This window comes from Lamprobacter modestohalophilus (assembly GCF_016583905.1).
Classification (GTDB): Bacteria; Pseudomonadota; Gammaproteobacteria; order Chromatiales; family Chromatiaceae; genus Lamprobacter; species Lamprobacter modestohalophilus.
The window spans coordinates 100,756-115,293 of record NZ_NRRY01000004.1 but is presented as its reverse complement, the minus strand read 5'-3'; the positions used below and the strand labels follow the sequence as shown (position 1 = coordinate 115,293).

17 protein-coding genes are annotated in these 14,538 nt (G+C 61.6%); 6 read left to right on the top strand and 11 right to left on the bottom strand.

Annotated features, from left to right (window positions below; translation table 11 throughout):
* Positions 1–85 precede the first annotated feature (85 nt).
* From CKO42_RS04420 to CKO42_RS04370, 11 genes are all read right to left on the bottom strand, one after another.
* Positions 86–967 carry a class I SAM-dependent methyltransferase gene (locus tag CKO42_RS04420; protein WP_200239790.1) on the bottom strand — a complete coding sequence of 294 codons (882 nt, stop codon included), beginning with the start codon at positions 965–967 and terminating at the stop codon, positions 86–88.
* A 151-nt stretch (positions 968–1,118) separates the two neighbouring features.
* Positions 1,119–2,348: a pyridoxal phosphate-dependent aminotransferase gene (locus tag CKO42_RS04415; RefSeq protein WP_200239788.1), complete on the bottom strand. Its 1,230-nt coding sequence runs from the start codon at positions 2,346–2,348 to the stop codon at positions 1,119–1,121.
* A gap of 40 nt (positions 2,349–2,388) precedes the next feature.
* Positions 2,389–3,711, bottom strand: coding sequence for a histidinol dehydrogenase (hisD, locus tag CKO42_RS04410; protein ID WP_200239786.1), 1,323 nt, complete (start codon positions 3,709–3,711; stop codon positions 2,389–2,391).
* A 124-nt stretch (positions 3,712–3,835) separates the two neighbouring features.
* Positions 3,836–4,504: an ATP phosphoribosyltransferase gene (gene hisG, locus CKO42_RS04405; RefSeq protein WP_200239784.1), complete on the bottom strand. Its 669-nt coding sequence runs from the start codon at positions 4,502–4,504 to the stop codon at positions 3,836–3,838.
* A gap of 100 nt (positions 4,505–4,604) precedes the next feature.
* On the bottom strand, positions 4,605–5,861 hold the full coding sequence (gene murA, locus CKO42_RS04400) for a UDP-N-acetylglucosamine 1-carboxyvinyltransferase (protein ID WP_200239782.1): 1,257 nt from the start codon (positions 5,859–5,861) through the stop codon (positions 4,605–4,607).
* A complete protein-coding gene (locus CKO42_RS04395) occupies positions 5,854–6,225 on the bottom strand; it encodes an STAS domain-containing protein (protein WP_200239780.1) in 372 nt (123 codons plus the stop codon). The genes murA and CKO42_RS04395 overlap by 8 nt, the downstream gene beginning before the upstream one ends.
* Before the next feature lie 4 nt (positions 6,226–6,229).
* Positions 6,230–6,862 carry an MlaC/ttg2D family ABC transporter substrate-binding protein gene (locus CKO42_RS04390; RefSeq protein WP_242479110.1) on the bottom strand — a complete coding sequence of 211 codons (633 nt, stop codon included), beginning with the start codon at positions 6,860–6,862 and terminating at the stop codon, positions 6,230–6,232.
* Positions 6,859–7,329 (bottom strand): outer membrane lipid asymmetry maintenance protein MlaD, encoded by a 471-nt coding sequence (gene mlaD / locus CKO42_RS04385; protein WP_200239778.1) that lies wholly within the window; start codon positions 7,327–7,329, stop codon positions 6,859–6,861. The genes CKO42_RS04390 and mlaD overlap by 4 nt, the downstream gene beginning before the upstream one ends.
* A 4-nt stretch (positions 7,330–7,333) precedes the next feature.
* Positions 7,334–8,113, bottom strand: coding sequence for a lipid asymmetry maintenance ABC transporter permease subunit MlaE (gene mlaE / locus CKO42_RS04380; protein WP_200239776.1), 780 nt, complete (start codon positions 8,111–8,113; stop codon positions 7,334–7,336).
* An 11-nt stretch (positions 8,114–8,124) separates the two neighbouring features.
* The gene (locus CKO42_RS04375) at positions 8,125–8,937 is read right to left on the bottom strand and encodes an ABC transporter ATP-binding protein (RefSeq protein ID WP_242479109.1); all 813 of its coding nucleotides are present in this window, start codon (positions 8,935–8,937) and stop codon (positions 8,125–8,127) included.
* A 269-nt stretch (positions 8,938–9,206) separates the two neighbouring features.
* Positions 9,207–9,833, bottom strand: coding sequence for a DUF72 domain-containing protein (locus CKO42_RS04370; RefSeq protein WP_200239772.1), 627 nt, complete (start codon positions 9,831–9,833; stop codon positions 9,207–9,209).
* 58 nt (positions 9,834–9,891) lie between these two features.
* Here CKO42_RS04370 and kdsC point away from each other — a divergent pair, with 58 nt between their 5' ends.
* The 6 genes from kdsC (at position 9,892) to hpf (ending at position 14,496) form a co-directional block, all read left to right on the top strand.
* Complete coding sequence (kdsC, locus tag CKO42_RS04365; RefSeq protein ID WP_200239770.1) at positions 9,892–10,419, top strand: 3-deoxy-manno-octulosonate-8-phosphatase KdsC; 528 nt, start codon at positions 9,892–9,894, stop codon at positions 10,417–10,419.
* Between the two features lie 148 nt (positions 10,420–10,567).
* Entirely contained in the window at positions 10,568–11,158 is a 591-nt protein-coding gene (gene lptC / locus CKO42_RS04360) for an LPS export ABC transporter periplasmic protein LptC (RefSeq protein ID WP_200239768.1), read from the top strand.
* A 21-nt stretch (positions 11,159–11,179) separates the two neighbouring features.
* Positions 11,180–11,743 (top strand): lipopolysaccharide transport periplasmic protein LptA, encoded by a 564-nt coding sequence (gene lptA / locus CKO42_RS04355; protein WP_200239766.1) that lies wholly within the window; start codon positions 11,180–11,182, stop codon positions 11,741–11,743.
* Positions 11,743–12,468 (top strand): LPS export ABC transporter ATP-binding protein, encoded by a 726-nt coding sequence (gene lptB / locus CKO42_RS04350; protein WP_200239764.1) that lies wholly within the window; start codon positions 11,743–11,745, stop codon positions 12,466–12,468. Before lptA ends, lptB begins: the two co-directional genes overlap by 1 nt.
* 107 nt (positions 12,469–12,575) lie before the next feature.
* A complete protein-coding gene (locus tag CKO42_RS04345) occupies positions 12,576–14,063 on the top strand; it encodes an RNA polymerase factor sigma-54 (protein WP_200239762.1) in 1,488 nt (495 codons plus the stop codon).
* 55 nt (positions 14,064–14,118) lie between these two features.
* The gene (gene hpf, locus CKO42_RS04340; protein ID WP_200239760.1) at positions 14,119–14,496 is read left to right on the top strand and encodes a ribosome hibernation-promoting factor, HPF/YfiA family; all 378 of its coding nucleotides are present in this window, start codon (positions 14,119–14,121) and stop codon (positions 14,494–14,496) included.
* The last annotated feature ends 42 nt before the right edge of the window (positions 14,497–14,538 follow it).

Below are 14,538 nucleotides of genomic sequence, written 5' to 3'. Positions count from 1 at the left end.
AGATGGGTACGTAAATAACTTGGAAGTCAAGGATGGGCCTACTACGAAGATTAGAGAATCGGCGTGGGTGCTCAGTTCAGGCCACTTAGGAACCTCGCCGCCTCAAGAAAATGTAACGCTGAAAGCTATCGCGAAGGGAACGGTCCATGCCAAGGATTTCTGCCTCGGGTACAGCGTTTTCTAGCCAAGAAAGATCCATCGATGTGTCGCCGTAGGTGATATCACCGTCGATAGGAGGACGATTGTGGGGCAAAAATGAGAAACCATTGCTTCTGTGAAGCTCTATTTGTTCATTGACCTTATTTTGGGAAGCCGCGTGTTGGTCGTGATTCCAATATTCTACCGGCCGGATTGTTATAACCAATATGCCACCTGGCTTAACATGTCCAAGGAGTGTTCGCAGCGATAAAGTGGTGCTCTTTTCTGATAAATGAGTAAAAACCGAGAAGGCATAGATCAAATCGAAGCATTTTTCTCCGGTCGGCAATCCGGTCGGTAAGTATTCAGAGACTAAAAAGTGATCTTCGGCGAAACCATCTGCTCGACAAATCGATATGGATTCGTCCCAGGGGTCAACGCCATAAATATTCTCAGGATTCGTAAAAAAATACATCAGCCGCGCGATACGACCATAACCGCAACCAAAGTCGAGAATTTCTTTGCCTTCTAGGCTTTCTCCTGTAAGGCGGCAATAGTTGTCGGCTACTGCACGCACAAACTCAGTGGTCTGCGTTAAGAGCTCAATGCCACAACTCCCAGTCCAATTGCGTTGGATTTCTTCGCTTGCCATACGTGGCAGGAGCCTGGAAATCTGCGGATAGTCAGGGTTCGGCATGCTGAGCAAAATCAGCCCAAAATCCCCTAGGCCTAAATGTCTTAACTGTTGGAAGAGTTGAGTTTGAGTGGTTTCTGGTAAAAGCCTTTTTTCAATTTCTCGGAGTTCTCTTTTTACGAATTCTGGAAGCATTGTTGCTGGGCCTTTCCTGTTTTTTTTATGCTGGTTGAGCGTATTGAGAAGTGCCGGTATAAATTCCTGATTTGCACTTCTCGCATCTTGATAGTAGTTGCAATACGCTGCAATGGACGCTTTATCAGAGTCACTCGATCCCCCTAATTACTTAACAGTGAGATGTCTTGGGGTCATTATTTTGGAGCTCTCTCAGCATATCGAGCAGAAGCTGATTTTCTTCCGCCGTACCCACAGTAATCCGTACGCAGTCGGCCAACATCGGATGGGCGCCATCGAGGTTCTTGATCAAGATATTGCGCTCGCGCAGGCCTTTGAAGAGCGCGCCTGCGCGTCCAGGCTGGGTGCGAACGAGGATGAAATTGGCATCGCTCGGGTACTGCTGGAGGTGGCCGCGGCCGCCATCGAGATCGGCGAGGGCTGCGGCAAGCCGTCCACGCTCCTCGCGGATGGACGCGGTCTGTGCGTCGAGAACATCGCGATGACGTAGCGCAAAGGCGGCGCTGGCCTGGCTGAGGACGTTGATGTTGTAGGGCAGGCGTACCTTATCGATCTGCTCGATCCACTCCGCTGGCCCGGCGAGATAGCCGAGCCGCAGACCGGCGAGCCCCATCTTAGAGACTGTGCGCATCACCAACAGGTTTGGCCATTCGCCGAGCCGCGGCAGGAAGCTGGCATCGGTGAAGGGGGCGTAGGCCTCATCGACGATGACGAGGCCGGGGCTGGCGGCGATGATCTGCTCGATCGCCGCAGGATCGAACAGGTTGCCGGTCGGGTTATTCGGATAGGCGATGAAGGTCAGCAGCGGCTGATGACGCTCGATGGCGGCCAGCGTGGCTTCTAGATCCAGCGAGAAATCAGCGGCGTTGAGATTCACGCCGACATACTCGAGTCCGGCGAAGAGGCCGATCATCCGGTACATGACGAAGCCAGGATCGAGCGAGAGTAGACTCGGGCGCCACGGTTGCGAATGCTCGAGCGAGGGATCGTGACAGGTGTCGTCGAGTCCTGTGGCTGGGCTGTTGGGGCTGAGGCTGGGACTGACGTTTGGGTGACTGGCCTGAGCGGCAGCCGGCGCAGCAACGGCGAGCGCCAGCATCTGGATCAGCTCGTCGGAGCCGTTGCCGAGCAGCAGGTCCATGCCTACGGGTATCTGCATCGCCTCGCGCAGCGCCGCCTGCAGTGCGCGCGCACGAGGGTCCGGATAGCGATTTAGCTCGGCATCGCGCAGCGCCTCAAGCCAGTCGTTGGCGAGGGATTCCGGCCAGGGATACGGGTTCTCCATCGCGTCGAGCTTGATCATGCCGGTAGCGTCCGGCACATGATAGGCCTTGAGCGCCCGAATCTCTGGGCGTATCAGCTGCTCGATCAGTTGATTCATGGCTTTTGGCCCCCTGGTCCTGCAGAAAAGGGTAGGAGGATCAATCTCGACCGCCGCCACGATACTCAGCCGAACGGGCATGGGCGGTCAGCCCCTCGCCGCGGGCGAGCGCTGACGCGGAATCGGCAAGCGCCGCGGCACCAGCCGCAGAGGCCATGATCAGGCTCGAGCGCTTTTGGAAGTCGTAGACGCCGAGTGGTGATGAGAAGCGGGCGGTGCGCGAGGTGGGCAACACATGATTCGGCCCGGCACAGTAGTCGCCCAGCGCCTCAGCGGTGTAGCGGCCCATGAAGATGGCGCCAGCGTGGCGGATCTTTTCGGCGAGGGCCTGAGGCTCTGCCACCGACAGCTCCAGATGCTCGGGCGCGATGCGATTGGCCATCTCAGCTGCCTCGTCCTGGTCGCGTGCGAGGATCAGCGCGCCGCGCGCGCTCAGCGCCTGAGCGATGATCTCGCTGCGCTCCATCTGCGGCAGCAGTCGCTCGATGCTGGCGCTGACCTGGTCCAGGTAGTCGGCATCCCAAGCGATCAAGATCGATTGGGCGTCCTCATCATGCTCGGCCTGCGAGAACAGGTCCATCGCGATCCAATCCGGATCGGTCTCGCCGTCGCAGAGGATCAGGATCTCGGACGGGCCGGCGACCATGTCGATGCCGACCTGGCCAAACACGGCGCGCTTGGCGGTGGCGACATAGATGTTGCCGGGGCCGACGATCTTGTCGCAGGCCGGTACGGTCTCGGTGCCGTAGGCGAGGGCGGCGACCGCTTGCGCACCGCCGACCGCGAAGGCGCGATCAACGCCAGCGATCGCGGCCGCTGCCAGCACCAACTCATTGAGCTCGCCGCCGGGGGTCGGCACCACCATCACCAGCTCTGGCACGCCAGCGACCTTGGCCGGCAGCGCATTCATCAGCACCGATGACGGATAAGCCGCCTTGCCGCCGGGCACATAGAGCCCGACCCGATCGAGCGGGCTGACCTTTTGGCCGAGCAGGTTGCCCTCGGCATCGGTGATCTCCCAGCCCTGTAGGCGCTGATGCTCGGCATAGGCGCGGATACGCTCGGCCGCGGTCTCCAGGGCTTGGCGCTGAGCGGACGGGATGCGCTCCAGCGCTTCGCTGAGCCGGGCCTGATCCAGCTCGAGAGCAGCGGCGTTCTCAGGTTGCCAATGATCAAAGCGCGCGGTGTAGTCGATCAGCGCGGCATCACCGCGCTGACGAATGTCCGCGATCACGGTCTCGACGATCTGCTTCACGCCCGCATCCGAGACTGACTCCCAGGCGAGGAGGGCATCAAGGCGGGCGTCGAAATCCGCATCTGTGGTACTCAGACGAGCGATCCTGGGGTGAGCGATCTTAGTCATGCTTCAATTCTGTGTTTATCCGTGTTCATCTGTGGTTCATTCTGGTCACGCTGTTGGTGACTCCTGAAACCGGATACTGCTCAAAAAGGTCTTTTCTGCCCGGTTGACGGTTGATGGCGCGTCGTTATCGGCCTGCTGCGGCCTGCGCCTCGACCGCTTCCTGCAGCGACTCGACCAGTGCTCTCACACGCGCGTGTTTCATCTTCCAGGAGGCCTTGTTGACGATCAAGCGCGAGCTGATGTCGCTGATATGCTCGATCGGTACCAGTCCGTTGGCTTTGAGGGTGTTACCACTCTCGACGAGGTCGACGATGAGGTCTGCGAGCCCAACCAGCGGCGCGAGCTCCATCGAGCCATACAGCTTGATGATCTCAACCTGCTGGCCCTTGGCGGCGAAGTGGCGCTCAGCACCACGGACGTATTTGGTCGCGATCCGCAGCCGACCGCGCGCCGGCGGTGGCACCAGCGCGGTATCGGGCCGGCCAGCGACCATCAGCCGGCAGCAGGCGATGCGCAGGTCGAGCGGTTCGTAGAGTCCTTCGCCGCCATGCTCGAGTAGGACGTCTTTACCGGCGACGCCGAGGTCGGCGGCGCCATATTGCACATAGGTGGGCACGTCACTGGCGCGGATGATGACCAGCTTCACGCGCGGATCATTGGTATCCAAGATCAGCTTGCGGCTGGTCTCCGGGTCTTCCGCTGCCTGAAGCCCGGCGGCCTCGAGCAATGGCAGTGTCTGCTCGAAGATGCGTCCCTTGGAGAGCGCGATGGTGAGCCTTTGGTCGTCGGACATAGATACGGTCACTCTCGGCAACTGGACGGGTCAGGGGATCTCAGCCTGGGTGAGGGCAGATCAGCAATGGCTAGGGCGGATTAGTCGTGGCTAGCTCGGGTTAATGCACGCGCCGGATCACAGCACCCAGCGCGGCAAACTTCTCCTCGATATTGTCGTAGCCGCGATCGATATGGTAGATGCGATCGATCAGTGTATCGCCCTCGGCGACCAGACCGGCGAGGACCAGACTGGCTGAGGCGCGCAGATCGGTCGCCATCACCGGCGCGGCGGTCAGTCGCTCGACACCGCGGCAGATGGCGACATTGCCTTCGATGCGGATATCGGCGCCCATGCGCTGCATCTCCAGCGCATGCATGAACCGGTTCTCGAACACCGTCTCCTTCACCGTGGCGGTGCCCTCGGCGATGCTGTTGAGGGCGCAGAACTGCGCCTGCATGTCGGTCGGGAAGGCGGGATGTGGCGCGGTTTGGATGTCGACGGCGCGCGGTCGCTTGCCTTGCATATCGACCTCGATCCAGCCCTCGCCGGTGCTGACCTGGGCGCCAGCCTCGCGTAGCTTCATCAGCACCGCATCGAGGAGATCGGCACGGGTGTCGCGCACCCGAACGCGGCCGCCGGTCATCGCCGCCGCGACCAGGTAGGTGCCGGTCTCGATCCGATCCGGCATCACGGCATAGTCGGTGCCGGCGAGCCGCTCAACCCCCTGAATGCGAATGCTATCGGTGCCGGCGCCGCTGATGCGCGCGCCCATTCGGTTCAGGAACTGCGCCAGATCGACCACCTCAGGTTCGCGCGCGGCATTCTCGAGGATGGTCTCGCCGTCGGCGAGCGCGGCCGCCATCATCAGGTTCTCGGTGCCGGTGACGGTGACCATGTCCATCACAAAGCGCGCGCCGCGCAAACGTTTGGCGCGGGCATGCACAAAGCCGTTCTCGACCCGGACCTCGGCGCCCATGGCGCGCAGCCCATCGAGATGGATATTCACCGGGCGGGCACCGATCGCGCAGCCGCCGGGCAGCGACACGTCGGCCGCGCCGAACCGCGCCAGCAGGGGGCCGAGCACTAGGATCGATGCACGCATCGTCTTCACCAGCTCGTAGGGTGCTTCGACGCTCGTGACCTCCCGCGCATCGGCCTGAATGCCCATGCGCTCGTCGACCGTCAGCTGCACCCCGAGTCGCCCGAGCAGCTCCATCGTGGTCGTGATGTCGCGCAGATGCGGGACGTTGGAAAGCGTGCAGATGCCATCTGCTAAGAGGGTGGCGGCCATGATCGGCAAGGCCGCGTTCTTAGCGCCGGAGGCACGCACCTCACCATTGAGCCGGGCGCCGCCGCTGATTAAGAGTTTATCCATGCTGGGCGGTCTCGATGCGGAGCAGACCCTCGACGTTGGAGAAGCTGGCGATGCGCACCAGGGCCTCTGGCCAGTTGCGAAACTGCAGGTCGATGCCGTCGCAGCCAGCCTGATCGACCCAATCGAGCAACAGCGCGATACCGGCACTGCTGCTGCGCTTGACACCGCTGAGGTCGATCTCGACCGCCAAGGGCATGCTATCGCGCTTGGTACGCACGGCCTTCAGTAGCCGCGCGCCCTGCCGCGCCAGCGTGGGCACGGTGCTGAGGATCAAGGCACCCTTCAGCTCGAATTGCCCGGGGCTGATCTCCGCCAGTGTTGACAGCCGATCGGTTGCCGGCTGCTCTGCTTGTCGATGCCGCATCGCTCTAGGCACCGCGTGCCGTCTTCGCGCGCAATTGCTCGATCAGACCGTTGATGCCCGAAGTGGCGATTGTAGTGCGGAACTGGCTGCGATAGTTGGAGATCATGCTGACGCCGTCGATGACGACGTCATAGACCATCCAGCTGCTGCCGCGCTCGAGCATGTAATAGTCGATGGGGATCGGGGCCGATCCTGGAGCCCGGACCTCGGTCGGCACGACGACAGTTCCTGAGCGTGTGCCTGGGCGCGCGGCCTCATAGACGATGTCCTGGCCCGAGTATTTCATGATCGATTTGGCATAGGTGCGGACCAATAGATCGCGGAAACTGTCGGTGAGCCCCTGTTGTTGAGTCGGGCTAGCAGTGCGCCAGTCGCGACCGACGGCGAGCCGGGTCATCTGCTCGAAGTCGAAGTGCGGCGCCAGGATGCTATCCACCAGCTCGTTGATCAGCTGCGGCTTGCGCTCGACCTCGGCGCGCCGATTCTCGAGCGTGCTGAGCATCTTATCGGCCGTGCGCTCGACCAACTGCGTCGCTGAGGGTTCCGCGCCTAGGCTGGCTAGAGGCCATGCTAGTAACAGGATGCCAGCGACTAAGAGTGTTCTTATTCGGCGTGTTCTCATTCGGAGTGCGCTCATTCGCCACCCTCCTCTGCTTTGCTCAAGAGAAATTGTCCAATCATCTGTTCGAGTACCAAGGCTGATTGTGTGAATTCAATGCGATCGCCATTGCCTAAGACCTCTGGGCTACCGCCTGGATCAAGGCCGATATACTGCTCGCCGAGCAGCCCAGCGGTGAAGATGTTGGCAAAGGTGTCGGTCGGGATCTGGTCGTAACGGTCTTCGATGCGCAAGGTGACCAGCGCCTGGTAGGTTTCCTGGTCGAAATCGATCGCCTCGACCCGGCCCAGCCGAACCCCGGCCATGGTCACGGGCGCGCGCACCCGAAGGCTACCGATGTTGTCGAACTTGGCGGTCAGGTTGTAGCCCTCGCCGGTGGCCGCGGTGCTTAGATTGCTGACCCGCATGGCCAGGAAGAAGAGCGCGACGAAGCCGAGCGCCATGAAGACGCCGACCAGGATCTCGCTCAGGCGGATTCGCGCCATGGCTTCAGCCTCCGAACATCAAAGCAGTGAGAATGAAATCCAGCCCCAGGATCGCGAGCGCCGACTGCACCACGGTACGGGTGGTGGCACGGCTGACTCCGGCCGAGGTTGGGGTCGCATCATAGCCCTCGTAGAGCGCGATCCAGGTCACGACCAGACCAAAGGCCAGGCTTTTGATCACGCCATTGACCAGGTCTTCATCAAAGTCGATCTTGTTCTGCATCTGCCCCCAAAAGGCGCCGTCATCGATGCCGAGCAGGCCGACACCGACAAACCAGCCGCCGATCACGCCGATGGCGCTAAACAGCGCGGCCAGTAGCGGCATTGAGATCAGGCCGGCGAAAAAACGTGGCGTCAGCACCCGTTTGACCGGGTCTACGGCCATCATCTCCAGGCCAGACAATTGCTCGGTCGCCTTCATCAAGCCGATCTCGGCGGTCAGCGCGGAGCCGGCGCGGCCGGCGAACAACAGCGCTGTCACCACTGGGCCGAGCTCGCGGACCAGGGAGGCGGCGACCATCACGCCCAGGCTTTCAGCGGCCCCGAATTGGGACAGTACATAGTAGCCCTGAAGGCCTAACACCATGCCGACAAAGAGGCCCGAGACGACGATGATCAACAATGAGAGCACGCCGACGCCGTAGATCTGCACCAGCAACAAGCGCGGACGCACCAGCATCGAGGGCAGGCCGCGGAGGATGCTAATGAGCAACAGGTGGGCACGGCCAAGGCTCGCTAACATCGCAAGCCCGACGCGACCGAGTCTCGCCAGTGAGTCAAGCAATGGGGCGGTGCTCAGTGGCGGACGCTCTGGAGCAGATCCTGCTCCAGCGTCTGTGCTGGGTAGTGATAATGGACGGGGCCATCCGGCTCGCCTTGCATGAATTGTCGGACCCAGTCCGACTCATTCGCGGCAACCTCTTGCGGTGTGCCTTCGGCCATGATCTGACCGTTGGCGATGATATAGAGATAATCAGCGATGCTGGTGGTCTCGGTCACGTCGTGGCTGACGATGATACTGGTCATCTCGCTGGCATCGTTCAATTGCCGGATCAGCGAGACCAACACCCCCATCGAGATCGGGTCCTGTCCGGTGAAGGGCTCATCGTACATGATCATCATCGGGTCGAGTGCGATGGCTCGGGCCAGCGCCACGCGCCGCGCCATGCCGCCCGAGAGCTGGCTCGGCATCAGTGCAGCCGCGCCGCGCAGGCCAACGGCCTCAAGCTTGATCAACACCAGCTTGCGCAGCACGGACTCTGGTAGCTTGGCATGCTCGCGGATCGGAAACGCGACATTCTCGAACACGTTCAGATCGGTCAGCAAGGCGCCGCTCTGAAACAACATGCCCATGCGAATGCGAAGTTGGTAAAGCGCGTCCCGGCTGAGCTCCTGGATGGTCTGGCCGTCCACTTCAACGGTCCCGGCGTCGGCATGCAACTGGCCGCTGATGAGCTTCAACAGGGTGGTCTTGCCGGTTCCACTCGGACCCATGATGGCGGTGATCCGACCGCGCTGGATGTCTAGATCGATGCCGTCGAAGATGCAGCGATCCCCGTGGCAGAAACGCAGGCCGCGCACGTTGACGAGCATTTGCTTGTCAGTCATGCCGGGGCGTTCCGCACGCGGCAGCGTCGCTGGTACTTGCTCTGACTGCGCTGTTGCCATGGGACGGGAGTCCTTATTTTGGCGACGATCCAAAGCCCGGCATTCTCGCGGTCTGTACCTGGTAGCGTCAAGGATGAGGCGACGCCGACTGATCCGCTGTGCCCCGTCTGCTTCTCGCCCTGCTTCTCGCTCAAGCCTGGTGCAGCCCCGACTCGGAGGCGAAGGCTCAGGGCGCCGCGCCACCGCAGATGACTCGCGCGCGATGCCGGTTAACCGAGCCCGAGGAGGTCTAACAGCTCTTGCCAGGCCGACAGGTCAGTGCTGCTCGGCCGTGCCATGATGATCAAGCTGGGTGCTTGGCCCTGTTGCTCAGCCATCTTGCGCAGCCAATCTCGCGCCCGGCGCAGATCGCGATGCAGTTCGGCCGGGGCGATGAGGCCGTAGCAGGAGGGGCAACTGCGCTCTGGGTCAGTCTCGCCTCGCTGATCGGTTGGGCGGCGTTGATAGCGCAAGCGGCGGTTGGCGTCGCTGCCGGTTATGGTCGAGAGGGTCGTCGATGCCGACTCGTCAATCGGCTCTATCCAGGCGTCGAGTTTGGCTCCGAGCCGCTGTTCAAGCTCCGCCGGCACGAGCGGTTGGCGACGCGCTTGCGTCGCTTGCGATGGCGTCAGCGACTGCTCGGCGGCGAAGCGGAAGCCTGGTGGTACGTCGTCATACCATTGCGCTGCGGTCTGCGGATCGGCGTCGGTCCAAAGCGCGGCTGGCAGCAGGGCGGCGCGAAAGCTGTTGGCAAAATAGCTTAGACGCCAGTCTTGCGGCAGGTCTTCTGGATAGAATAGATCGCTGTCGGCAAGATCCCACCAGCCGCGGCAGGTAACCATCGTTGTGTTGCTCATCCGGGTATCATAGAGCCGAGAGCCGTCTGGGTGCACTGGGGTGAAGAGCGAGAGCCACATGACCGATTACAAAGCGCGCGCCAAAGCGATTGAGATGGTGATCTTCGATGTTGACGGAGTGCTGACGGACGGGAGCCTCTTTCTCGGTGACGATGGCCAAGAATACAAGGCCTTCAACTCGCGCGATGGCCATGGCATGGCGATGTTGCGCCAGGCGGGTATCGCCATGGCCGTGATTACCGGGCGTCAATCCGAGGTGGTGCGGATCCGCATGGAAAGTCTGGGCGTGACGCACCTCTACCAGGGGCAGCGCGACAAGCGCCCGGCCTATGCGCAACTGCGCCAGGCGTGTGGGCTCGAGCACGCACAAATTGCCTATGTGGGCGATGACGTTGTTGACTTGCCGGTGATGTTGCAGGTGGGTTTGGCCATCGCGGTGGCTGATGCTCATCCTCTAGTGCGGGAGCACTGTCATTGGCAAACGCGATTGGCCGGCGGTCAAGGTGCGGCGCGTGAGGTGTGTGAGGGCCTGCTTGCGGCGCAGGGCAAGCTCGAGACCATTTTTGCCGACTATCTTCGTCGCTGATGGGACCCCGGCGCTTGATCCTTGGCTTACTGTCAGAGGCAGAGGCAGAGGCAGAGGCAGAGGCAGAGGCAGAGGCAGAGGCAGAGGCAGCGCAGGCCTGGCGACGTGCTGCTGAATGCCCTGGGGCGGTCGGTTTTGTGGTCGCTCCATGCCTCTAACGCAGCGCGAATTATCCCTGGCGGCGCTGTTGATCGCCACAGGACTGGCTGCGTGGTGGTGGTTGTCCGTGCGCGACACCGATCAGAGTCTAACGCCGAGCACTGAGCGCCGGCCCGACTATGTCGTCGAAGGGCTGCGTGCGATGACACTCGATGCTGTTGGCCAGCCCGAGCGCCGTCTTAGCGCACAACGCCTTCGCCACTATCCGGATGATGGGAGCAGCGAGCTGGATGACCCGGTGCTCGTTGTCTACAGCGATGATGGACCGCCCTTGCATGCGCGCTCGGCGCGTGCCTGGATCAATGCGCGCGGCGACGAGATCCTGCTCGAGCAAGAGGTGCGGCTGCAGCGGGGCGCGACAGCCCAGTCGGCGCCGGTCGAGCTTCGCACCAGTGAGCTGTTGGTGTTGCCAGAGGTCGATTATGCCGAGACCGCGGATTTTGTCGAGATCGAGCGCGCTGAGGATTGGATCACCGCGACCGAGGGCATGCGTGCCTGGATCGGCGAGACGACGCGCATCCAGCTGTTCGGGCGTGCCCGCGCGGCGCTGGTTCCTAGCACCGATGATGACGCAAGATGAATGCACCATGAGGAGACGGCCATGAGCCCGAATCAAGACTGCGGTTGGGGGCTAGCCGCGCCGTTGGGTCTGCTGTTTGCGGCTACGCTGTTTGCGGCCGCGACAGCCGTGCTGGCGCTCGAGGCGGATCAATATCAGCCGATGTACATCGAGGCTGATGCCGCTGAGCTTGACGAAAAGCAGTTGACCAGCCTCTACATCGGCAACGTCGAGGTGACGCAGGGCAGCATGTTTATCCAGGCGGATGAGGTGCTGGTGCACCATAAGCCAGACCGCCGCGCCGAGAAGATCATTGCGATCGGTCAGCCGGTGCATTATCGGCAGCAGCTTGATGATGACCCGGACGAGGTAACCGGGCGCGCGTTGCGCATGGAGTACGAGGCGGATCGCGAAGAGTTGACGTTGATCGACGATGCGGTGCTGGTCCAAGGCGAGGATCGTTTTGCCAGCGACCGCATCGTCTACAATCGCATCACCGAGCGCGTGACTGCCGGCAGCAGCGCGCAGGGCCGCGATCGGGTTAAGATCCGCATCGAGCCCGAGTCGGCAGCGGAGTCTGCGCCCAAGCCGGCTTCGGCTCAGTGATGGCGACCCTTGAGGCGCGTGCGCTGGCCAAGACCTATCGCCGCCGCCGCGTGGTTGATGGCGTCGATCTTGCCGTCAACGCCGGCGAGGTGGTTGGGTTGTTGGGGCCGAACGGGGCGGGTAAGACCACCAGCTTTTACATGATCGTCGGGCTGGTGGGCGCTAACGCTGGCCGCATCACCCTTGATGGCGAGGACATTACCCATCGGCCGATGCACGCGCGAGCACGGAGCGGCCTGAGCTATTTGGCGCAGGAGCCTTCGGTGTTCCGCAAGCTCACGGCGCGGGATAATCTGACGGCGGTGCTCGAGATGCGTAACGGCACCAGCCGCGAGGATCGTCGCCAGCGCTGCGATGAGCTCTTGGATGAGCTGGGGATCGGCCATGTTGCCGATTCGCTGGCGCTCAGCCTCTCGGGCGGTGAGCGTCGGCGGCTCGAGATCGCCCGCGCGCTCGCCGTCGAGCCCAAGGTCATGCTGCTCGATGAGCCTTTCGCTGGGGTTGACCCCATTGCGGTCGGCGATATCAAAGGGATTATCAGTCATCTACGCGATCGTCAGATCGGTGTGCTGATCACAGATCATAATGTTCGGGAGACGCTCGACATCTGCGACCGGGCGTATATCATCAACGCCGGTCGGGTGATTGCCAGTGGCGCGCCAGCGGAGTTGTTGCAAGACCCGCAGGTGCGCGCGGTCTATCTTGGCGAGCACTTTCGGCTTTGAAAGCGTTGCCAGAAACCACCGAACATGAGCTTCGCGCTGCGAATGAGCAGCCTTTTCGTCTAGACTGCATGGCAGTAAGGACTTTTGTACCCGCATAGCCGCTCGGAATGAAGCAAAGCATCCAGCTCCGTCTTGGTCAGCACCTGACCATGACGCCGCAGCTCCAGCAAGCGATCAAGCTGTTACAGCTCTCCACGCTCGATCTCCAGCGCGAGATTCAGGATGCGCTCGAGTCCAACCTGATGCTGGAGACATCGGAGGACGATGAGAGAGGGCGAGACGGCGCCATGGAGCCTTCGCGCGAGGCCGTTGAGCCGCATCAAGAACGGGCCGACGCGGCCGTCGATGCTGAGGTTTCGGCTGAATCCAGCACGCTGCCCGATGAGCTGCCGCTCGACAGTGAGTGGAGCGATACCTACGACAGTGATCTGAGCGCACAGTACGCGGGGCCCTCCAGCGCTCCGGGCCAGAGCTCGTCCGGCGATGTCGACCTGTTCGCGCAGCAGTCACGACCGCAAACCCTTCACGACCACCTCGAATGGCAGCTCAATCTGGGCCATCTGGGGGCGCGAGACCGGGTGATCGCCGAGGCGCTCATCGATGCCATCGATGCCGACGGCTATCTGCGGCTCGATCCTGCCGAGCTGCTCGAGACCCTGGAACTCGATGACCTCGAGCTGGACGAGATCGAGGCGGTTCTGCACGGCATTCAGGCCCTCGACCCGGCAGGCGTGGGGGCTCGTGATCCGCGCGAGTGCCTGATGCTACAACTGCGTCAGCTGCCTCCTGAGACGGCGCATCGGGCTGGGGCACTCAAGATTTGCGATACCCTGTTCGATGCGCTGGCGCGTAATGACCTCGACGAGCTGAGGCGCCATACCAAGCTCTCCGACCTGGATTTGGGGCACTCATTAGCGCTGATTCGGTCGTTGCAACCGCGGCCCGGCTCCCTGATCAGCGATCACCAGACCGACTACGTGATCCCCGACGTGCTGGTGCGGAAACGAGCGGGTGTGTGGCAGGTCGAGCTAAATCCTGAAACTCAGCCTAAACTGAGAGTGAACGAAGACTATGCAAAGCTGATCCGGCGCGCCGATGATGGCGCCGAGAATGTCTGTCTGAAGACGCATCTGCAGGAGGCCCGTTGGTTCATCAAGAGTCTGCTCAGCCGCAACGATACGGTGCTGAGGGTGGCGGCGAAGATCGTCGAGCTACAGCGCGATTTCTTCGATTACGGCGAGGAGGCGATGCGTCCGCTGATCCTCAGAGATGTTGCAGACTCGCTCGAGCTGCACGAATCGACGGTCTCGCGCGTGACCACGCAAAAGTACATGCACACGCCGCGGGGCACACTCGAATTCAAATATTTCTTTTCCAGCTATGTGGGCACGGCGTCGGGCGGCGAATGCTCTTCGACCGCGATTCGCGCCTTTATCCGCAAGCTCGTCGCCGCCGAGACGGCGAACAAACCGCTGAGCGACAGCAAGATCGCCGGCATTCTGTCCGAACAGGGCATCAATGTCGCGCGACGTACCGTCGCCAAGTACCGCGAGGCCATGGGTATCCCACCCTCGAACGAGCGCAAGCGCCTCTAGCCGCGTTGTTGATTAACCGCGGTTCAGGCTTCCTTGCCAACCCAGGAGTGACACTATGCAAATCAACCTGACGGGTCATCATGTCGATATTACCGAGCCCCTGAAGGGCTATGTCGAGAGTAAATTCGAGCGCCTAGAGCGCCACTTCGATCATGTGATCAAGGTGCATGTGATCCTGAGTATCGAGAAGCTCCGGCAGAAGGCCGAGGCCCGTATCCACATGAACGGCGCTGATGTTTTTGCGGATGCCGTGCATGAGGATATGTATGCTGCCATTGATGGGCTGATCGACAAGCTCGACCGCCAGGTGCTGAAGCATAAGGAAAAGCGCCAGAGTCACCGCGGCAGTGCAACCAAGACGCCGGCCGAAGGCGAGACCGTCAGCGGCGAGCCGGACGATGAGGTCGATGAGATCGATGCGCCGCTGCACTGAGCGCTGCACTGAGCGCTGCTCGCGCTGCTTGCAGCGATGAGC